General features: G+C 68.2%; 18 protein-coding genes. 13 read left to right on the top strand and 5 right to left on the bottom strand.

Annotation, left to right across the window (positions count from 1 at the left end; genetic code table 11):
• Positions 1-25: 25 nt before the first annotated feature.
• Positions 26-1315 carry a pseudouridine synthase gene (locus tag J7528_RS25265; protein ID WP_291880373.1) on the bottom strand — a complete coding sequence of 430 codons (1290 nt, stop codon included), beginning with the start codon at positions 1313-1315 and terminating at the stop codon, positions 26-28.
• Positions 1316-1367: 52 nt separating this feature from the next.
• On the opposite strand from J7528_RS25265, the gene tadA reads away from it, so the two are divergent.
• Positions 1368-1853, top strand: coding sequence for a tRNA adenosine(34) deaminase TadA (gene tadA / locus J7528_RS25260; RefSeq protein WP_291880371.1), 486 nt, complete (start codon positions 1368-1370; stop codon positions 1851-1853).
• 194 nt (positions 1854-2047) lie between these two features.
• Here tadA and J7528_RS25255 read toward each other — a convergent pair whose 3' ends face one another.
• The gene (locus tag J7528_RS25255; protein WP_291880370.1) at positions 2048-2467 is read right to left on the bottom strand and encodes a hypothetical protein; all 420 of its coding nucleotides are present in this window, start codon (positions 2465-2467) and stop codon (positions 2048-2050) included.
• A 119-nt stretch (positions 2468-2586) separates the two neighbouring features.
• Between J7528_RS25255 and pseB the strand changes: the two genes are divergently transcribed.
• Entirely contained in the window at positions 2587-3627 is a 1041-nt protein-coding gene (gene pseB, locus J7528_RS25250; protein WP_291880369.1) for a UDP-N-acetylglucosamine 4,6-dehydratase (inverting), read from the top strand.
• Positions 3624-4781, top strand: a complete 1158-nt coding sequence (gene pseC / locus J7528_RS25245) for a UDP-4-amino-4,6-dideoxy-N-acetyl-beta-L-altrosamine transaminase (RefSeq protein ID WP_291880367.1) — start codon at positions 3624-3626, stop codon at positions 4779-4781. Before pseB ends, pseC begins: the two co-directional genes overlap by 4 nt.
• Before the next feature lie 9 nt (positions 4782-4790).
• Here the strand turns inward: pseC and J7528_RS25240 are convergent, their stop codons facing one another.
• The gene (locus J7528_RS25240; RefSeq protein ID WP_291880366.1) at positions 4791-5102 is read right to left on the bottom strand and encodes an EthD family reductase; all 312 of its coding nucleotides are present in this window, start codon (positions 5100-5102) and stop codon (positions 4791-4793) included.
• Positions 5103-5267: 165 nt separating this feature from the next.
• On the opposite strand from J7528_RS25240, the gene J7528_RS25235 reads away from it, so the two are divergent.
• Complete coding sequence (locus tag J7528_RS25235) at positions 5268-8033, top strand: pitrilysin family protein (RefSeq protein WP_291880364.1); 2766 nt, start codon at positions 5268-5270, stop codon at positions 8031-8033.
• 42 nt (positions 8034-8075) lie between these two features.
• Here the strand turns inward: J7528_RS25235 and J7528_RS25230 are convergent, their stop codons facing one another.
• Positions 8076-8843 (bottom strand): alpha/beta fold hydrolase, encoded by a 768-nt coding sequence (locus tag J7528_RS25230; RefSeq protein WP_291880362.1) that lies wholly within the window; start codon positions 8841-8843, stop codon positions 8076-8078.
• A gap of 122 nt (positions 8844-8965) precedes the next feature.
• On the opposite strand from J7528_RS25230, the gene J7528_RS25225 reads away from it, so the two are divergent.
• The 3 genes from J7528_RS25225 (at position 8966) to J7528_RS25215 (ending at position 11855) form a co-directional block, all read left to right on the top strand.
• Positions 8966-9916, top strand: coding sequence for an AraC family transcriptional regulator (locus tag J7528_RS25225; RefSeq protein ID WP_291880361.1), 951 nt, complete (start codon positions 8966-8968; stop codon positions 9914-9916).
• A gap of 127 nt (positions 9917-10043) precedes the next feature.
• Positions 10044-10832: an alpha/beta fold hydrolase gene (locus J7528_RS25220; RefSeq protein ID WP_291880359.1), complete on the top strand. Its 789-nt coding sequence runs from the start codon at positions 10044-10046 to the stop codon at positions 10830-10832.
• A gap of 75 nt (positions 10833-10907) precedes the next feature.
• Positions 10908-11855: a hypothetical protein gene (locus J7528_RS25215; protein WP_291880358.1), complete on the top strand. Its 948-nt coding sequence runs from the start codon at positions 10908-10910 to the stop codon at positions 11853-11855.
• Here the strand turns inward: J7528_RS25215 and J7528_RS25210 are convergent.
• Entirely contained in the window at positions 11852-13549 is a 1698-nt protein-coding gene (locus J7528_RS25210) for a hypothetical protein (protein WP_291880356.1), read from the bottom strand. The genes J7528_RS25215 and J7528_RS25210 overlap by 4 nt on opposite strands.
• A gap of 223 nt (positions 13550-13772) precedes the next feature.
• On the opposite strand from J7528_RS25210, the gene J7528_RS25205 reads away from it, so the two are divergent.
• The 6 genes from J7528_RS25205 to J7528_RS25180 all read left to right on the top strand — a co-directional run bounded on the left by J7528_RS25205 (position 13773) and on the right by J7528_RS25180 (position 20096).
• Positions 13773-14486 (top strand): response regulator transcription factor, encoded by a 714-nt coding sequence (locus tag J7528_RS25205; RefSeq protein WP_291880354.1) that lies wholly within the window; start codon positions 13773-13775, stop codon positions 14484-14486.
• Complete coding sequence (locus J7528_RS25200) at positions 14461-16068, top strand: stimulus-sensing domain-containing protein (RefSeq protein WP_291880353.1); 1608 nt, start codon at positions 14461-14463, stop codon at positions 16066-16068. Before J7528_RS25205 ends, J7528_RS25200 begins: the two co-directional genes overlap by 26 nt.
• Complete coding sequence (locus tag J7528_RS25195) at positions 16065-16526, top strand: HPr kinase/phosphorylase (protein WP_291880351.1); 462 nt, start codon at positions 16065-16067, stop codon at positions 16524-16526. The genes J7528_RS25200 and J7528_RS25195 overlap by 4 nt, the downstream gene beginning before the upstream one ends.
• A 75-nt stretch (positions 16527-16601) precedes the next feature.
• Positions 16602-17009 carry a PTS sugar transporter subunit IIA gene (locus J7528_RS25190; protein ID WP_291880350.1) on the top strand — a complete coding sequence of 136 codons (408 nt, stop codon included), beginning with the start codon at positions 16602-16604 and terminating at the stop codon, positions 17007-17009.
• A gap of 5 nt (positions 17010-17014) precedes the next feature.
• The gene (locus tag J7528_RS25185) at positions 17015-17284 is read left to right on the top strand and encodes an HPr family phosphocarrier protein (protein ID WP_291880348.1); all 270 of its coding nucleotides are present in this window, start codon (positions 17015-17017) and stop codon (positions 17282-17284) included.
• A gap of 184 nt (positions 17285-17468) precedes the next feature.
• On the top strand, positions 17469-20096 hold the full coding sequence (locus J7528_RS25180) for a glycoside hydrolase family 2 TIM barrel-domain containing protein (RefSeq protein WP_291880346.1): 2628 nt from the start codon (positions 17469-17471) through the stop codon (positions 20094-20096).
• The last annotated feature ends 307 nt before the right edge of the window (positions 20097-20403 follow it).

Raw genomic sequence — 20403 nt, 5'->3', positions numbered from 1 at the left:
AGGCAGGTTGTGGATTGCGGTTAGCCTACCGCTTGGGGCCACCGCGCGGAGCATTGCCACGCGGCGCCGGACCACGCCCCACGCCACCGCTCGGCTTCGCCCCTGAACGCGCCGCCGCCCGACCCGGCTTCTCCGACACCCGACGCGCCGCGCCATCGGCGGGCTTGGCGCCTGGACGCGGCGCCGCCGGCTTGCCGCGCGCGGCGGGTTTGCCGATGTCGATGAACTTGCTCTCGATCGACTTGGCGGGGCGCTTAGCCTTGGCGGCCGGAGCCTTGCCAGGACCCTTGCTTGGGCCCTTCGCCGGACCATGCGGCGAGACCTTCTTCTTCGGCTTGGCCCAGCCGGCCTTGTAGACCGGCTTCTCGGGCTTTTCCGGAACGTCCAGCTTGACGGCGCGATCGGCGCGCGGCGCGCCCCGGCGCTGGACGTCGCCGCCGCCGGCCGTACCGGGGGCCTTGGCCGCGTTGGCGATGCCGCCGAACTTGGGACGGTCGCCGGTCGGCATGTTCTCTTCGGAGACGATGCCTTCCAGCAGCTCGCGGATCACTCGCGGCCCGACCTCCTCGATCTGGCCGGCTTCCAGCACCCCGAGCGCGAAGGGGCCATAGGACATGCGGATCAGGCGGTTGACCTTCAGGCCGATCGCTTCCAGCACCTTGCGGACTTCGCGGTTCTTGCCTTCCGACAGGCTGACCGTGAGCCAGATGTTCTTGCCGCCGGCCTTTTCGTGGGCCTTGTCGATCTTGGCCTCGATCGAACCATACTTGACGCCCTCGACGGTGATCCCGTCCTTCAGGCTGTCCAGCTTGGCTTGCGTCGTGTCGCCGAAGGCGCGGGCGCGATAGCGGCGAACCCAGGCGTTGCTGGGCGTTTCCAGGGCGCGCGACAGCTCGCCGTCATTGGTCAGCAGCAGCAGGCCTTCGGAGTTCAAGTCCAGGCGGCCGACCGAGATCAGGCGCGGCAGGTCCTTGGGCAGCGAGCCGAACACGGTCGGCCGGCCCTTGGGGTCGTTGTGAGTGGTCATCAGCCCGGTGGGCTTGTGGTAGCGGAAGATCCGGGTCGGCTCGCGCTCGGCCACCAGCTGGCCGTCGACGGTGAGGAAGTCGCCGGGCTGGACCTTCACCGCCGGCGTGGTCAGAACCTTGCCGTTGATCGCCACGCGACCGGCCTCGATCAGCCGCTCGACCTCGCGCCGCGAGGCCACGCCGGCCCGCGCCAGGGCCTTGGCCACCCGCTCGCCAGGACCGTTCTCCAGATCGCCGTCCTCGCCGTCGAGGTGCGGTTCGTATAGGGGATCGTGAGGTTTGGTCATTTTCGGCGTCCTTCTCGGGCTGGGCGCATCTCTCGATGGGCTTTTCTTGGTAATGCACACCGATCAGGACGAGGATCAAGACCACCGCATGATGCGGCTGGCGCTGGACGCCGCCCGCGCGGCGGCCGAGGCGGGCGAAACCCCGGTCGGCGCGGTGATCCTGGACCCGAAGACCGGCGAGGTGATCGCCACGGCCGGCAACGGTCCGATCGCCGCCCATGACCCCACGGCCCATGCCGAGATCGCGGCCATGCGCGCCGCCGCCGCCAAGCTGGAGAACTACCGCCTCACCGACCTGACCCTGGTCGTGACCCTGGAGCCCTGCGCCATGTGCGCCGGGGCCATCAGCCATGCGCGGATCGGCCGGGTGGTGTTCGGGGCCGAAGACCCCAAGGGCGGCGCGGTCGTGCACGGCCCCAAGTTCTTCGCCCAACCGACCTGCCACTGGCGGCCGGAAGTCACCGGCGGGGTGCTGGCGGAGGAAAGCGCGGACTTGCTGCGAGGGTTCTTTCGGGCGCGGCGGAAGTCGAAGAGCTAAATCTTCTCAGCTCTCCATCCCTGCCTTCCTAGGCCTTGTGCCTAGGACCCATCGTTCCGCTGCTCAAGCCGCCACCCTGCGCCCGCCCACTTTGGCGGCTCGCGTGCTCGTAAGCACAGCCCAGCCGCGCCATGGGTCCTAGGCACAAGGCCTAGGAAGGCATGATGTTTTGATAGAGGTCAGCGGGTCGAGAGTTAGCTGAGCAGGGCCGAGCCCATCAGAACCTTGGCGCCGGGCTTGCCCAGCACCTGGTCGCAGGCCTTCTGCAGCTCGCGGCCGACATGGTCCATGTCCGGGGCCACGCCGCCGCGCAGGCCGGCGGCATAGATCATCAGCACCTGGGCGAAAGCGGCCCGCAGGCGCGGCGTCGAGGCCTGGGCGCGGGTCATCAGCACCGGATCCTTGGCCTGGATGCCCGCCTCGACGGTCATCACGCCCCGGCGGCCGTCACGGCGCAGGACCACCGCATTGATCGGGTCCAGGGCGAAATAGGTCGGCGGCGCCTTCTTCTCCTCGCCCCCGCCGTGACCGGCGAAGGCGACCGTCGGCGCGGCCAGGGAGCCGCCGGCGAGGGCGGCGATCAGGGCGATCGGAAGGAGGCGGGTGCGGCGCATGACGCCTTGCTACCGCAACGTGGTTGACGTCCTCTTTACATCTGGAGGCGCAAACAGGGGCGTTAACCACGATTCGACGCGGCTCATGGACGCGCCGCACACGTCGCAGGAGGCTGGACTTGGGTCGTTTTTCTCCCAAATCGCTCGATCTGGACGGCAAGGTGATCCTGGTCACCGGCGGCACAGGCTCATTCGGCCGCCGCTTCATCGAGACCGTGCTGCGGCGCTATGATCCCCGCAAGGTCATCATCTACTCACGCGACGAGCTGAAGCAGAGCGACATGCAGCTCGAAATGCGCGAGCAGTTCGACGAGGCGACGGTCGCCAAGCTGCGCTTCTTCTTAGGCGACGTGCGTGACCGCGAGCGCCTGACCCTGGCCCTGCGCGGCGTCGACATCGTCATCCACGCCGCGGCCCTGAAGCAGGTGCCGGCGGCCGAATACAATCCGTCGGAGTGCATTCACACCAACGTGCTGGGCGCCGAGAACGTGGTCTGGGCCAGCCTGAACAACGGCGTGAAGCAGGTGGTCGCCCTGTCGACCGACAAGGCCTGCAACCCCACCAACCTGTATGGCGCGACCAAGCTGGCCTCGGACAAGACCTTCGTGGCGGCCAACAACCTGTCGGGCGACATCGGCACGCGCTTCTGCGTCGTGCGCTACGGCAATGTGGTCGGCTCGCGCGGCAGCGTGGTGCCGCTGTATCGCCGCCTGCTGAGCCAGGGCGCGACCGAGCTGCCGGTCACCGACCCGCGCATGACCCGCTTCTGGATCACCCTGAACGAAGGCGTGGACTTCGTGCTGTCGTCGCTGACCATGATGCGCGGCGGCGAGATCTTCGTCCCGAAAATCCCCTCGATGGCCATGCCGGACCTGGTGAAGGCCATGTCGCCGGAGGCCGGCATGAAGGTGATCGGCATCCGCCCGGGCGAGAAGCTGCACGAGATCATGATCAGCGCCGACGACTCGCGCTCGACCGTCGAGTTCGAGGACCGCTTCGCCATCGAGCCCAACTTCGCCGAGTTCGGCCGCACGCCCTACTCGGCCGACGACGGCGCCAAGCCGGTCGCCGAGGACTTCTCGTACAGCAGCGACAACAACCACGACTGGCTCTCGCCGGAAGGCCTGTTGGCCATGCTGGAGGAGAAGGCCGCGCGATGAGCGGCTTCCTGCCCTACGGTCGCCAGACGATCGAGGACGACGACATCGCCGCCGTCGCGCAGGCGCTGCGCGGCGACTTCCTGACGACGGGCCCGACGGTCGAGGCCTTCGAGATCGCTTTCGCGGCCAAGGTCGGCGCTGATCATGCGATCGCCGTCTCGAACGGCACGGCGACCCTGCACCTGGCCATGATGGCTTTGGGCGTGGGTGAAGGCGATGTCTGCGTCGCGCCGTCGGTGACCTTCCTGGCCACCGCCAACTGCGCTCGCTACGTCGGGGCCGAGGTGGTGTTCGCCGACGTCGATCCCGACAGCGGCCTGATGACCCCCGACACGCTCGGGCGGGCGCTGAGCGGCATCAAGGGCAAGCGGGTCAAGGCGATCCTGCCCGTGCACCTGCGCGGCGACGTCTGCGACCTGCCGGCGCTGAAGGCCATGGCCTCGGCCTCAGGCGCGGTGTTGGTCGAGGACGCGCCGCACGCGCTGGGCTCGATAGGGACCTTCAAGGGCGTCGCCCATCCGGTGGGTGACTGCGCCTATTCCAGCTTCGCCAGCTTCTCGTTCCACCCGGTCAAGACCCTGGCCACCGGCGAAGGCGGCATGCTGACCACCAACGACGCCGAACTGGCCGCCAAGGCCCGGCTGCTGCGCTCGCACGGCATGGTCCGACAGCCGGGCGGCGATCCGTGGTGGTACGAGATGTCGGAGCTCGGCTTCAACTACCGCATCCCGGACGTGCTGTGCGCCCTGGGCCTGTCGCAGCTGGCCAAGCTGGACCGCTTCGTGGCCCGCCGCCGGGAGTTGACGGCGCTGTACGCCAAGCTGCTGGCGCAGCGTACGCCACGCGTGCGGCTGGCCTCGAGCCCGGCCCATTCGGATCCGGCCCTGCACCTCTTGACCGTGCTGATCGACTTCGAGGCCGAGGGCCTGTCGCGCCGCACGGTGGTCGACAGCCTCAAGAGCCAGGGGATCGGGACGCAGGTCCACTACATCCCGGTGCACCGCCAGCCCTACTATGTGAACCGCCAGGGCCTGGCCGACCTGCCCGGCGCGGACGCCTGGTACGCCCGCTGCCTGACCCTGCCGCTGTACCCGGCCATGACCGACGGCGACGTCGAGCGCGTGGTCGACGCCCTCGCCGCGATCCTGGGTTAGGCTTGGGGACTAACGCGCCTCGCTGATCTGGGCGATCGGCTGGATGTCGGTGAAGTTGGCGACGTCGGCCATCACTTCGGCCGCGCGGGGTCCGCCCAGCGAAGCCGCCAGCGCCTCGGCGTCGCGGAAGGTGAGATTGACCATCGCGATGTATGGCGCGGGACCACCGCCCGGCGCGGCCAGGCCTTTGAGCACCTGAACATGCTCCAGCCCCGTGGCCGTGAAGGCGTCCTTGACCAGCGGGATGTGGGTCGCCTCGTAGTAGTCCAGATCGAACTTCGCCCCGTCGCGGGCGGGATAGAGCACGGTGAATACGGCCATGGCGGTCTCTCCGAACGGTCCTGTCGACCGCACGAGAGCGACCCTACCGGGCGCCGTCGGGGAAGAGTCAAACGGCTCGCAAGCTTGGGCTTGTTTTCACCTCGAAACGCAACCTAAGGTGAAACCTTCGCTCGTCGGGGAGCGGCTCTATCACCTGGGATCGTCATGAAGACCTTGCTCGCTTCCGTCGCCGCCGTCGCCCTGCTGGCCGGCGCGCCTGCTCTTGCCGCCACGCCGGCCAAGCCCGCGCAAAAGGTCACCGGCGCGATGGCCGTGAACCTGCCCTCGATCGACATCCCGCACACGACCTTCAAGCTGGCCAACGGCCTGACCGTGATCGTGCACGAGGATCACAAGGCCCCGATCGTGGCGGTGAACGTCTGGTACCACGTCGGCTCCAAGAACGAGCCCGCCGGCAAGACCGGCTTCGCCCACCTGTTCGAGCACCTGATGTTCAACGGCTCGGAGCACTACAACGAGGACTGGTTCAAGGCGCTGGAGAAGGTCGGCGCCACCGACATGAACGGCACCACCAACAACGACCGCACCAACTATTTCGAGAACGTCCCGACGGCGGCCCTCGACCAGGTGCTGTGGCTGGAAAGCGACCGCATGGGCTGGCTCTTGGGCGCCGTCGACAAGGCCCGCCTGGATGAGCAGCGCGGCGTCGTCCAGAACGAGAAGCGCCAGGGCGAGAACCAGCCCTACGGCAAGGTCTGGACCATGCTGACCGAGAGCACCTACCACCGCGACCACCCCTATGGGCACACGGTGATCGGCTCGATGGAAGACCTGGACGCCGCCTCGCTGGACGACGTGAAGACCTGGTTCAAGACCTATTACGGCCCGGCCAACGCCACCATCGTCCTGGCCGGCGACATCACGGTCGCGGAAGCCAAGGCCAAGGTCGAGAAGTACTTCGGCGACATCCCCTCGGGCCCGCCCGTGGCCCGCCAGAAGGAATGGGTCGCCAAGCGCACCGGCTCGCAGCGCGCCGAGATGCAGGACCGCGTGCCCCAGTCGCGGATCTACAAGGTCTGGAACATCCCCGGCTTCGGCGCGGCCGATGTCGACTATCTGAGCCTGCTCAGCGACGTGATGGTCTCGGACAAGACCTCGCGCTTCTACAAGCGGCTGGTGTTCACCGACCAGACCGCCACCCAGGTCGGGGCCAGCGCCTATGCCAGCGAGATCGGCGGCTGGTTCCTGGTCACCATCACCGTCAAGCCGGGCGGCGACGCGGCCGCGGTCGAAAAGGCCTTCGACGAGGAGTTCCAGCGCCTGCTGCGCGATGGCCCCACGCCGGAAGAGGTCGCCAAGGTCCGCACCAACCAGCTGGCCGACATCGTGCGCGGGTCCGAGCGAATCGGCGGCTTCGGCGGCAAGTCCGACATTCTGGCCCAGAACCAGGTCTTCCTGGGCGACGCCGGCGCCTACAAGAAGAGCGTCGCCCGCATCCGCGACGCCAAGGCCGCCGACCTGGTCGCGGCCGGCCGCAAGTGGCTGACGGACGGCGACCTGACCCTGACCGTCACGCCCTTCCCCAACTATCAGGCCGCCGCCGCCGGCGCCGACCGCAAGACCATGCCCGAGGTCGGCGCGCTCAAGGCGCCCGCCTTCGCCAAGCTGCAGCGCGGGACCCTGTCGAACGGCCTGAAGGTGATCGTCGCCGAGCGCCACGACACCCCGCAGATCCTGCTCAGCACCCAGTTCGACGCGGGTCTGGCCGCCGAGGCCGGCGGCGCCAAGCCGGGGGTCTCGAGCCTGGCCATGGGCATGATGAGCGACGGCACCACCCATCGCGACAACCTGACCCTGAGCCGCGAGCTGGCCCAGCTGGGCGCCGGGCTCAGCACTTCCAACGGCCTGGACTCCGGCTCGATCTCGCTCAGCACCCTGACCACCACCCTGGACCCGGCCCTGGCCATCTATGCCGACGTGCTGCGCAACCCGGCCTTCACGCAAGACGACCTCGACCGCCGCAAGAAGCTGTCGATCGCCGGCATCCAGCAGGCCAAGCAGAGCCCCAACGCCATGGCCTCGCGCGTCCTGCCGGTGCTGGCCTATGGCGAGGGCAGCGCCTACGGTCTGCTGTCGACCGAGGCGACGGTGAGCGCCATCACCCGCGACGACCTCGTGGCCTTCCAGAAGGCCTGGCTGCAGCCCAAGGACGCCACCCTGATCGTGGTCGGCGACACCACCCTGGCTGAAATCATGCCCAAGCTGGAGGCCCAGCTGGGCGACTGGACCGGCGCGCAGACCCAGAAGAAGGCCCCGCTGATCACGCAACCCAAGAAGGGCGCGGTCTATCTGATCGACCGTCCCGGCGCGCAGCAGTCGATGATCATGGTCGGCAACCTGCTCGCGCCGCGCGATCCGGCCGACGAGGCCGCCATCGACGTGACCAACGCCGTGGTCGGCGGCGACTTCGTCTCGCGCCTGAACATGAACCTGCGCGAGGACAAGCACTGGTCCTACGGCGCCGGCAGCTTCGTGCGCGGCGCGCGCGGCACCCGGATGTTCGTCGCCTTTGCCCCGGTCCAGACCGACAAGACCGCCGAGTCGTTCACCGAGGCCCGCAAGGAACTGACCGCCATCATCGGCGACAAGCCGATCACCGCCGCCGAACTGGCCAAGGCCCAGAACAGCCTGACCCTGTCCCTGCCCGGCAACTGGGAAACCGGCTGGGGCGTCTCGGGCACGATCTCGGACCTGGTGAATTTCAATCTGCCCGACAGCTATCCCGACAACTACCCGACCGACGTCCGCGCCGTGACCATCGACAGCGCCACCGCCGCCGCCCGCAAGGCCATCAGGCCCGACGAGCTGATCTGGGTGGTGGTTGGCGATCGCGCCGTCGTGGAGCCGAAGCTGAAGGGCTTGGGGCTGGATCTGAAGGTGATCGACGCGGACGCCAAGGCGGCGAAGTAGGGCGCTCGGACGGGCCGACAGATCCAGCGAACCGTCGCCGCGCTATTGCGCGGCGCCGGTGATCGCCTTGGCCAGGCCGTCCGGATCGGTGAGGAACGGCAGGTGACCGGTCTGCAGGGTCACCGTGTCGCGCACCGGCGTAGCCGCCAACATCCGATCCTGGAAGGCCGGGCTGATGACCTGGTCCAGCGCGGTGCGGACATAGACCTTGTCGACTTGGCCGAAGCGGGCGTCCGTGAGGCTGACGGGCGTGGCCAGCGGCGCCAGCGGCTCGTCCAGGATCAGGTCGGGCAGCTTGGCCTTCAGGCCCTCGGGGCCGTCATTGGCGAACAGCTCGGCGCGGGCGGCGTAGTCGACGACGGCGATCGCCTTGTCGTGGTCGATGCGCAGCTGCGGGCCGATCTTGGCGTCCGGATCCTGCTGGGCCAGCGACACCAGCGAGTCGCCGTTCCGCGGCAGGTAGGCGGCGACGAAGACCATGGTCTTGACGATCTCCGGCGCCTGCTCGGCCGCAGCGGCGGTCACGATGCCGGCGAAGCTGTGGCCGACCACGACCGCGGGGCGGCCTAGGGCGCGCACGGCCTGGACCACGGCGTCCCGGTGAAGATCCAGGGTCACCTGGCCCGGTTCCATCGGCGCGCCGGGGCGGCCCGGCAGGTCGATTGCCACAACCTCATGGCCGGCGGCCTGCAGCCGGGCGGCGACATGGCCCCAGACGGGGGCGTTGGCGAAGGCGCCGTGAACCAGGACGATCGGCGGCTTTTCTGCAGCCATGGTGGCGGCGGGCGAATTCGTGGTCTCGGTGGTCATTTTCGTATCCCCATGAAGCAAAAAGTGGCTTGTTTCGGCCTGCGCCGATGGGGAAGAACCTAGGCTCCGGGGCCGAGGCGGGACATGCCGCAGCCTCCGAATAACATGATGGATCGTCCGGAATGACCCAAGACTTCGGCATGTCGGCCGCGCGCAACGATGTCTTGTCCGAGGTGCTGACCCTGATCCGGCTGCGCGGCGAGCTGGTCTATACCGCCATCCTCGGCGCACCCTGGGGGCTGGGCTTCCAGGCGGGACCAGCCCACTTCCATTTTGTCGAGACCGGCCAGGTGTGGATCACCCCGGCTGGCGAGGCGCCGATCCTGGCGCGCGAGGGCGACCTTATCCTCCTGCCACAGGGCAAGGGGCACGTCATGACCGACGCCCTCGGCTCGCCGATCGAAAGCATAGAGACGGTCGCCGCCGACCATTTCGATCGCGACGGCCTGGTCCTGCGCCACGGCGGCGACGCAGAAGGCGCCAAGCTGGTCGGCGGCTTCTTCAGCTTCGAGGGCAGCCCGCTGCCGGCGATCATGTCGTCCCTGCCGTCCTTGATCCACATTCCCAAGGGCGAAAACGGCGCGCCGCCCTGGCTGGCGGCGATCTCGCGCTTCCTGGTGGCCGAGGCGCAGGAGCCCAATCCGGGCTCGTCCCTGATGATCTCGCGCCTGATCGATCTTCTGGTGATCCGCACGCTGCGCAGCTGGGCGGCCAGCGAGGCCAACCGGATGGGGTGGCTCGGGGGCCTGGGCGAAGAGCGCATCGGCCGGACGCTGAGCGCCATGCATGGCGACCCCTTCCATCGCTGGACGGTCCAGTCCCTGGCCGAGATCGCCGGCATGTCGCGCTCGATCTTCGCCGAGCGCTTCACAGCCGCCGTGGGCGAGCCGCCGCTGCGCTACCTGTCGCGCTGGCGCCTGACCATCGCCGCCGACCTGCTGCGCAGCGGCGGGCTGAAGGTGACCGAGGCGGCCTATCGCAGCGGCTACACCTCGGACGCCGCCTTCAGCCGGGCGTTCAAGGCCCACTTCGGCTACGCGCCCAGCGAGGTTCGGCGCCAGTCGCCCGCCTAGTCCTAAAATCCGGACGATCGATCATGCGATCCGGAGACCCGAACATGGTCGCAAGGCCCCCTCGCCGCCTAAGTTCCTCCTCGCCGCACCGATGAAGGTCGCGGAAAAGATTAGAGGAATGGGAACAATGAAAACGATCATCGCCGCTCTGGCCACTTCCGCCTTCGCTTTCGGCGCCAACGCCATGGCTGCAGAAAAGCCGCCCATCGTCCTGGTGCACGGCGCCTTCGAGAACGGCGATGTCTGGGGCCATGTCACCGCCAAGCTGCAGAAGGACGGCTACCAGGTCGTCACCGTCAACCTGCCGGGCCGCCCGGGCAATCCGATGACGCCGGACAAGGTCAGCCTGGACGCCTATCGCGACACCGTCGTCCAGGCCCTGGGCGCGACCAAGCGCCCGGCGGTCGTGGTCGGCCACAGCTTCGGCGGCATCGTCGTCTCCGCCGCCGCCGAGCAGGCGCCGAAGAAGGTCAAGACGCTGGTCTATCTGGCCGCCTACCTGCCGCAGGACGGCGACTCGCTGGTCTCGCTGGCCCAGCAGGATCCGGACGCCAAGATCGGCCCGCACCTGCAGATCCAGAAGGACAAGGGGATCGCCTCGATCGAGTATTCGGCCCGCGCCGACCTGTTCGCCAATGGCGGCCCGGACGGCCTGCGCAAGGCGATCCCGGACCTGATCCTGGACGAGCCGCTGGCCCCGCTGGCCACGCCGGTGAAGGTGACCGCCGCTAATTTTGGCAAGGTGGACAAGGTCTATATCCACACCGCCATGGACCAGGTCATCAGCCCGGCGTTCCAGGCCAAGATGGTCGCCAAGACCCCGGTGCGCGTCGAATACACCCTGCAGACCGGCCACACGCCGTTCCTGACCGATCCGGACGGCCTGGCCGACGCGATCGAGAAGGCCGCTCGGTAATCTCGACCCCATCCAGACGCACGAACGGGACGGAACGGCCAAGGCCGATCCGTCCCCTCCAACCAGGACCTGCCCATGCTTCGCACCGCCTTCGCCGCCGCCATCGCGCTCACCCTCGCGAGCACGCTCGCCGCTCCGGCCGCCCGAGCCCAGGAAGCTCCAAGCCGCGCCGCGGTCGCTCCGGAATTCCGCCTGAAGGGCGACACCGTCTCGATCCCCTTCGTGATGGTGCGCGAGTTCCCTTTCGTGGAGGTCCAGATCAACGGCGTGAAGGGCAAGCTCATGTTCGACACCGGCGCGTCCGAAGCGCTGGCCCTGAACCAAAACCCTTTCAAGCTACCCGAGGGGCGCGCCATCGGGCGCGGCAATTTCGCCAGCGGCCAGAGCTACGACGTGATCCTGCGCCCCAGCGTCGACGACGTGCGCCTGCCCGGCGGGCTGAGCTATGACCGGGTCACCACCTTCCGCAGCCAGGACGCGGCGCAGCTGGAGCGCATCACCCCCGACTTCCTGGGTTGGCTGGGCTATCAGTTCTGGGACGGCTACGCGGTGAAGGTCGACTACAAAGCGTCGAAGGCGACCTTCTACAAGGGTGGCCCCAAGGCGTTCCTGAAGGGCGAGACCGTGATCGCCGCCATCCCCTTCGAGACGCCCAAGCTGCCCAACAATCCGGTGCTGACCGCCAAGATCGGCGATACCGATTTCGAGACCGTTCTCGACACCGGCCAGTATGGCAACCTCTTCGCCGACAAGGCGACGCTGGAACAGCTCACCGCCGCCGGGGCGATCACGCCCACGCCGGGCGAGAAGGGCGCGATCGACCTCAAGGCGGCCCAGTTCGCCAAGGGCCCCGCCATCCCGCTAGCCAAGATCGGCAGCCATCCCATCGAGGGCGCCGCGCCCTTCGCCAAGGCGATCGGCCTCACCTCGCCCCGGATCATGACTCTCGGTTACGCCTTCCTCAGGCAGTACAAGACCGTCTGGGACTACCCGAACAAGACGCTCTATCTGCTGAAGCGCTAAGCCGCCTGGGCCACCAGCGTCTTGATCAGGTCCATGGTCTGGGGAGAGCCCGCCAGCTGTTCACGCGAGCTCGGATCCCGCGCCAGCTTCAGGGCTTCCATGCGCGCCTTCTCGGCCACCGGACCACTCGGCCCGGCCTCGCCCAAAGCCAGCTTGGCGAGCAGTTGCAAGCGGTGCGGCAGCGGGGCGGGGGCGCGGACCAGCATGGTCAGCAGGCGGGTGTCGGCCTCGATCAGGGCGCCGATGTCGCCCAGCTTGGCGCAGAGGGGCTCGAAGTCTTCGCGGACCAGACCCGAACGGGTCAGCTGACGTTGGAGGCCGGCCAGGTGGCTGAGCTTGGCGACCGGCGAGTCGGGGCCGGCTCGCATTTCCTTCTCGAAGCGCATGGCGCTGATATTGGCGTTCAGCCAGCGGGCGGCGTTGCGCTTGTTGACCGCGCCCATGACGTTCTCGGCCAGGCGGATCAGCATCTTGATCTCTTCGTGCGCCGAGCGGTCGCGGCCCAAGAGCGAGTCGATGAAGTCGCCGTTCAGCAGGGTCTTGGAACGCGTGGTGAAGGCGTTCTGGATGTCCTCGGCCTGCAGGATGCGGCCGGCGGCGGCGGTCAGGCTCATGGCCAGGGCGCGCAGGTATTCGATCTCCTGCTCGGCGTCGCTGGGCTTGAGGCGGCGCACGCCGTTCAGCTCGGTCAGCACCCGTTGCGCGATAGCCTTGCGGACGCTGGGAAACTCGTCGCGCGACAGCCAGTCGCCCAGGCGATAGGCGGTGCCCGACAGCTCGGGCATGCAGTTGCGGACGCTGGCTTCGATCTTGATCAGGGCCTCGACGGCGACGCCGCCGGTCAGGCGGGTCATGGCCGCCAGGGTGGCGCCCAGGTCGTCCTTGGTGTCCAAGAGGTCGGCCATGCCGGCCCGCGAGCCGATGATCTCCGACAGCGGCTGCTCGATGGCGGCCAGGGCGGCGGCGCGGGCGCGCGGCTCTTCCGGCGCGGCGTCGGCCAGGTCCAGCAGGCGGGCGATCTTGTCGCTCCAGTTGGTGGCGACGGCGATCGAGGCGGCGACGCCGGCGCCCAGCAGGAAGGCGCGGTCCGGGTCGGCGACCAGGCGCTCGGCGGCTTTCGCGAAGCCTTCCTTGTCGAGATTGGGCAGTTCGCCCTTCTTGAAGGCCTTGGTCAGGTTGGCGATCGTGCGCTCGACCAGGCCTTGGAAGTGGCGGATGACCTCGTGCACGGACTGGCCGCGCGCCTCGGCTTCCGGAATGGCGATCTTCTGCAGAGCATGCTGCAGGTCGGTGCCGGACGCCTCGAGCTTTTCGACGAGATCGGGACGGTGCAGCAGTTCGAACGGGGTGGCCTTGTGCCGGTTCAGGAAGCCTTCCAGCAGGCGGCCGATCCGGTCACGGGCGTGGGCGGTGTAGAGGTCGGCCGGCTGCACGCAAAGCGGATCGCGCTGCTCGACTTCCTTCTTGGGCTTGCCGCCGTCGACCATACCCTTGGTGAAGATGGCGATAGACTTGTATTCGCCGGTGGCGTTGTCGAGGGTTTCCTTGCTGACGCGCACGGCGACGGCGCGGCCCTGCTCGAGGACGTCCTCGGCGACCTGCAGCGCGTGCGCGCGGTTTTCCGAGGCGATCTCGAGCGTCCACTGCGCGCCGACTTTCCGCCGGACAAATAGCTCGTAATGGACTTGGCTCATGTGCCGATAGCTCCGGGAACCCACTCCCCCAGGAAGCCCCACTATGGGTCTCAAGACCTTAAGGTGAGGTTGAGGCGCCGTTTTTCCGACAAATGGCGCCTTCCTCGGGCCGCAAAGGCCGAACAGAACGCAGGGAAAGCTTTGCCGCGCCACGCGTTGAAGCTGATCTCGTCGATGGCTAAGATCGATGAGATTACGGAAGGCGAAGGACAAGATCGACGCAATGGCCGCCATCACCCTCATTGACGACGACGAGAACATCGTCGCCTCGGTCTCGCTGGCGCTGGAAAGCCACGGCCACGCGGTGAAGGCCTATTACGACGGCGTCTCGGGGCTCGAGGCCGTCGAGGCCAGCCCGCCGGACCTGGTGATCCTGGACGTGAAGATGCCACGCATGGACGGCATGGAAGTGCTGCGCCGCCTGCGCCAGACGTCCGAGATCCCGGTGATCATGCTGACGTCCAAGGACGACGAGATCGACGAGATCCTGGGCTTCAACCTCGGCGCTGACGACTACATGCACAAGCCTTTCAGCCAGCGCCTGCTGCTGGAGCGGGTGAAGGCCGTGCTGCGCCGCGCCCGTCCGGAAGAGGAAGAGGTCGGCGGCGCCGCCGCGGCCGGGGCCGCCGGCTCCAAGGTCATGAAGCGCGGCAAGCTCACGCTGGACCCCGCCCGCCACGACAGCCTGTGGGACGGCCGCCCCGTGCGCCTGACCGTCACCGAGTTCCTGCTGCTGCAGGCGCTCGCTCAGCGTCCGGGCTTCGTGAAAAGCCGCGACAACCTGATGGACGCCGCCTACGACGATCAGGTCTATGTCGACGACCGCACGATCGACAGCCACATCAAGCGCATGCGCAAGAAGTTCCGTCAGGTCGACTCGGAATTCGACTCCATCGAGACCCTGTACGGCGTTGGCTACCGTTACCGCGAAGCCTGAGCCGGCGCCCGAAAAGCGTCGGCGCCTGCGCTGGCCGCGCGGCTCGCGGCTCGGCCGGCTGATCATCACCCTGAACGTGCTGGCCCTGGCGATCGTGATCGTCGGGGCCTTGGTGCTGAACGAGCTGCGCAGCGGCCTGATCAACGCGCGGATCGACACCCTGACGACCCAGGGCGCGCTGATCGCCAAGGTCATCGACCAGGGCGCCACCATCGGCGAGCCCGAGCCGATGCTGGATCCGATCCTGGCCAGCCAGATCCTGCAGGTGCTGTTCATCCCGAAGAACCAGCGCGCGCGCCTGTTCGACGCCGACGGCAAGACCCTGGCCGACTCGTTCGTGGTCGCCGACCGCGTCGACTGGAAGGTGCTGCCGCCCGCCCGTAAGCCCGGCGAGAAGGCCCCGGCCACCCACCTCAGCCCCGCCGCCCAGGCCCGCGCCGAGCGGGCCCGCCAGGACCTGGCCAACGAGATCGCCCAGGCGATGAAGGGCCGCATCGCCGCCGGCACCCGGATCGCCGACGACGGCGAGCGGGTGGTGTCGGTGTCGATCCCGATCCAGCACGTCCGCGCCGTCCTGGGCGTCCTGACGCTGGAAGCCGGCGACATCGACGAGATCATCTCGGCCGAGCGCAAGGCCCTGCTGCCCTTCATCCTGGTGGCCATGGTCGCCATCGTGCTGTCCAGCGTGCTGCTGCACCGCCTGGTCGCCGTGCCGGTGCTGCGCCTGGCCCGCGCCGCCGACCATGTCCGCCTGCAAGGGGCTCGCGCCATCTCGCTGCCCGACCTGTCCGAACGCCGCGACGAGGTCGGCGACCTGTCGCGCTCGCTGGAGGACATGACCCATTCTCTGTCCGAGCGCATGGACGCCATCGAGCGCTTCGCGGCCGACGTGGCCCACGAGATCAAGAACCCCCTGACCTCGATCCGCTCGGCCATCGAGACCCTGGACCTGGTCACCGAGCCCGCCGCCCGCGCGCGCCTGCTGGCCATCCTGCAAAACGACGTCAACCGCCTGGACCGCCTGGTCACCGACATCTCCAACGCCTCGCGTCTGGACGCGGAGCTGTCGCGCGAGCATCCCAAGGCGCTGGACCTGGCCAAGCTGCTGGTCGAGGTCGCCGCCCTCTACGAGGCCCAGCTGCGCCCCGGCCCCGCGCCCGGCAGCGTGCGGGTGCGTCTGGGCGTCGAGGCGACGCAGAAGACGGCCCTGGTGCTGGCGCGCGAGACCCCGATCGGCCAGGTGTTCCGCAACCTGATCGACAACGCCCGCTCGTTCAGCCCGGATGACGGCGAGGTGCGCGTCTACATGATCCGCCCGCGCGGCAAGACGACCGTGGCGGTGATCATCGACGACAACGGTCCCGGCATACCGCCCGACAATCTCGAGACCATCTTCGAGCGCTTCTACACCTCGCGCCCCAAAGGCCGGGCGTTCGGCGGCAATTCGGGGCTGGGCCTGTCCATCGCCCGTCAGATCGTCGAGGCCCACGGCGGCCAGATCCATGCCGAGAACCGCACCGACGAGACCGGCGCGATCGTCGGCGCGCGCTTCGTCGTCGAGCTGCCCGAGGCCTACGCGTGATTCGGCCTCCGGAGGTCATCCAAGAGGTCGTCCATGGGGGCCTGATCGCCCGCCGCCAGGACGGCTTCTGGCGCGGCGTCCTGATCCAGGGCCCGTCAGGCGTCGGCAAGAGCGACCTGGCCCTGCGCGCGCTCGAGGCCGGCTTTCGCCTGGTCGCCGACGACCGCGTCGTGGCCTTCGCCAATGCCGGCCGCGCCTGGGGCAAGCCGCACGAGACCCTGGCCGGCCTGCTGGAAATCCGCGGCCTGGGCGTGGTCCGCACGCCCGCCCTGGCCCTCTGCGAGATCGCCCTGGTCATCCGCTGCGTCGAGACGCCTGACGCCGTCGAGCGCCTGCCCGATTCCCAGTTCGCGCCGATCGCGGGCGTTTCCATCCCCGTCTTCGACCTGTGGCCGCGAGAACCCGCCGCGCCCTTGAAAATCGACCGCATGATGCAGTCTCTTGGAGTCCCATCCTAACGGGCGTATCAAGGCCGCCCGCGCGACGCTCTCCCGTCGCGAAGGGGAATGGGGATCCCGTTTGAGACACAAGGCATGATCGGGCTCGTGATCGTGACGCACGGGCGTCTGGCGGAAGAGTTCGTCTCCGCCATGGAACATGTCGTCGGGCCGCAGGCCGCCGTGAAGGCGATCTGCATCGGTCCCGAAGACGACATGGAACGTCGCCGCTCGGATATCTTGAAGGCCTGCGCCGAAGTCGATGTCGACGGCGAAGGCGTCATCCTGCTGACCGACATGTTCGGCGGCACGCCCAGCAACCTGGCCATCTCGGTCATGGAGCAGACCAAGGCCGAGGTCATCGCCGGCCTGAACCTGCCCATGCTGATCAAGCTGGCCAGCGTGCGCCAGCGCGAGACCCTGCAAGCCTGCGTCGCCCACGCCCAGGAGGCTGGACGCAAGTACATCTCCGTGGCCTCCTACGTGCTCGCCGGAGAAAAGTAGCAGGCATGACGTCCAGAACGGTCGAGATCGTCAACGAGCGCGGCTTGCACGCGCGGGCCTCGGCCAAGTTCGTGAAAATGGCGTCCGGCTTCGACGCCGAGGTGACGGTCAGCCGCGAAGGCTCCTCCGTCGACGCCCGCTCGATCATGGGCCTGATGATGCTGGCCGCCGGGATCGGATCCACCATCGACATCGCGGCCGAAGGGCCCGAGGCGCAGGCGGCGCTGGATGCGCTGTGCGAACTGGTCGAGAACCGGTTCGACGAGGAGCGTTAGGGGGCGAGCCCGGTCATCAGGCCGGCGCGCCACTGGCGCCCCATATCGGATATCAGGCAAGTCGATCGGCATTCCGGATGCCGTGGCCGAACCGCGCCATTCCATTACTGAAACGACTTTCAACCATAACGCCCGCCCGCTAGGAATAAGTCGGAGTAATAGCCGCTGCCTGGGAGGAATCGCCGTGAGAGCGATCGGCACAACGCAAGCTGCCTGCGCCTTGGCGGCGATGGCGATCATCACGGCTGGATCCGCGATCGCTCGGGCCGAAACCGTTTCGGTCGTCGCCTCGAGCGAGGTCGCACGCACACGCGCGAACTTCAACGCCGATTGGCGCTTCAAACTGGGTAAGGTCGACGGCGCGCAGGCGACCGCCTTCGACGACAAGGGCTGGGAACGCGTCGGCCTGCCCCACAGCTTTTCCATGCCCTACTTCCGCGCGGCGGACTTCTACGTCGGCGACGGCTGGTACCGGAAAAGCTTCACCCTACCGGCCGTCATGCCGGGCAAGCGCTATTCCCTGGAGTTCGAGGGCGCGTTCCAGGACGCCCATGTCTATGTGAACGGCGTCGAACTGGCGCATCATCGCGGCGGCTATACCGGCTTTCCGGTCGACATCACCCGTGCTGTCCACGCGGGGGAAAACGTCGTCGCCGTCCGCGTCAACAACGAATGGCAGGCGACGCTGGCGCCGCGCGCGGGCGAGCATGTGTTCAGCGGCGGCCTGTATCGCGACGTGTGGCTGGTCACCTCGGATGACGTGCACGTGCCGTGGACGGGTACGCGCGTCACCACCCCCGACCTATCGGCCGCCTCGGGCAAGGTCGCGGTCGAGACCGAGGTGCGCAACGACGGCGCCGCGCCTGCCGACGTGGTGGTGCGGACCCGCGTGGTGGACAGCGCCGGCCGCGCGGTGGCGACGCTGCCCGACGCCCGAGTAAGCGTCGCGCCCGGCGTGATGCTGATCGCCAAACAGCTGTCGGCGCCGATCGCACGCCCCAGGCTGTGGAGCCCGGAAACGCCGGTGCTCTATCGCGCCGTCACCACCCTGAGCGTGGCGGGCCAGAAGCGCGATCGCTTCGAGACCGACTTCGGCTTCCGCTGGTTCGAATGGACCGCCGATCGCGGCTTCTTCCTCAACGGTGAGCATCGCTACTTCAAGGGCGCCAATGTCCACCAGGACCAGGCCGGGTGGGGCGACGCGGTGACCAATGGCGCCATCGCGCGTGACGTGCGGATGATCAAGGAGGCGGGTTTCGACTTCATCCGCGGCTCGCACTACCCGCACGACCCGCACTTCGCCGAAGCGACCGATCGCATCGGCATGCTGTTCCTGTCCGAGGCGGCGTTCTGGGGGACCGCCGGGTTCAAGCACGCCTGGGGCGCGTCCGCCTACCCGACCGACGTCGCCGATCGCGCGGACTTCGACGCCAGCGTCAAGCAACAGCTGACCGAGATGGTCCGCATCAACCGCAACCACCCGTCGATCGTGGTGTGGGGCATGGATAACGAGGTGTTCTTCACCAAGAAGGAGACGATGCCCGACGTGCGCCGGCTGCTGAAGGAGATGGTCGCGCTGAGCCATGAACTCGACCCGACCCGCCCGGCCGCGATCGACGGCGCCCAGCGGGGCGAGATCGACAAGCTGGGCGACATTGTCGGCTACAACGGCGACGGCGCCAGCCTCTTCCCCAACCCCGGCATCCCCAACTTCGTCGCCGAATACGGATCGACGATGGAGGATCGTCCCGGGACCTATGCGCCCGGCTGGGGCGACCTGCCACTGACGCCGGGCGCCGACAAGGAAAAGGAGGGCTCGTGGCGCCTGCCCTGGCGCGCGGGCGAGGCCATCTGGGCCGGGTTTGATCACGGATCGGTCGCCGGCAAACGCTTTGGCGGCATGGGCATGATCGACTATTTCCGCCTGCCCAAGCGCCAGTACTACTGGTACCGCAACGCCTATGCCCAGGTCCCGCCGCCGGTGTGGCCGGTCGAGGGCAAGCCGGCCGCGCTAAGCATCACCACCAGCGCACCGACCATCGCCCGCGCCGACGGCACGGACGACGTGCAGGTGATCGTCAGCGTGCTCGACGCCCAGGGGCGCCGCCTCAGCAACAGCCCGCCGGTGCGGCTGGCGATCGAGGCCGGCCCCGGCGAACTGCCGACCGGCCGCGCGATCGACTTCGCGCCTACTGGCGACATCGTCATCCGCGACGGCCAGGCGGCGATCGCGATGCGCAGCTGGCAGGCGGGCGTCACGCGGCTGCGCGCGACGTCGCCGAGCCTGAAGGACGCGACGACGAGCGTGCGCACCCTGGCCGGTCCGGCCTTCGTCGCGGGCAAGACGCCGTTGGCCACCGACCGTCCTTATGTCCCGTTCGTCGCGCCCTTGCGCGAACATGCGGGCGACCAGGTGTTCGGGCCCAGCAACCCCACCTTCGCCACCAGCAGTGCGCCGGGCCACAGCTCGCAGCTAGTCAATGACGGCAATCCCGCCACCTACTGGGCCCCGGCCGCCGGCGACACAGTGATGGCGCTGACCCTCGACCTCGAGCGGGTCGTGGAGGTGCATCGGCTGACCCTGACCTTCCCGCAGGCGGGCGCCTACGGCCTGGTCGCCGAAGTGCAGGACCGCCAGGGCCATTGGCAAAAGCTCGTCGAGCAGATCGCCGACCAGGACGATCGCCAGAGCCGGACGCTGGAGACCGAGGCCGTGGCGGGTCGTTTGATCCGCGTGACGCTGCGCCTGCCGTCAGGGGGTGTCGCCGGATTGTCGGAAATCCTCGTGACCGGGGCGCTACGGACAGACTGAGCGCAGGACTCCCTCTCTCATGGAGAGAGGGAGGGGCCCGCGCCGAAGGCGTGGGAGGGTGAGAGGGTACGCCGGTAGACGGCGTGCCGGCGCTCCGTCAGGCTCCGTAACCTCTCACCCCAACCCTCTCTCTAAGAGAGAGGGAGCTTTATGGGGATTGGGCAGGCTCAGTGCTCGGAACTCGCGAGATCGAACCTAGCGAAATCAACGCCTTGTCGATTTTACGCGCCGCTGAATCATCCGCGCTAAAAGCCACCGCACAATCATAGCCATCCCTGTCGCGGGGGAGGGCGTTTGGATCCGGCCC

The sequence above is a fragment of the Caulobacter sp. genome, from assembly GCF_017744445.1.
Lineage (GTDB): Bacteria > Pseudomonadota > Alphaproteobacteria > Caulobacterales > Caulobacteraceae > Caulobacter.
This window is presented reverse-complemented; position numbering and strand designations above follow the sequence as displayed.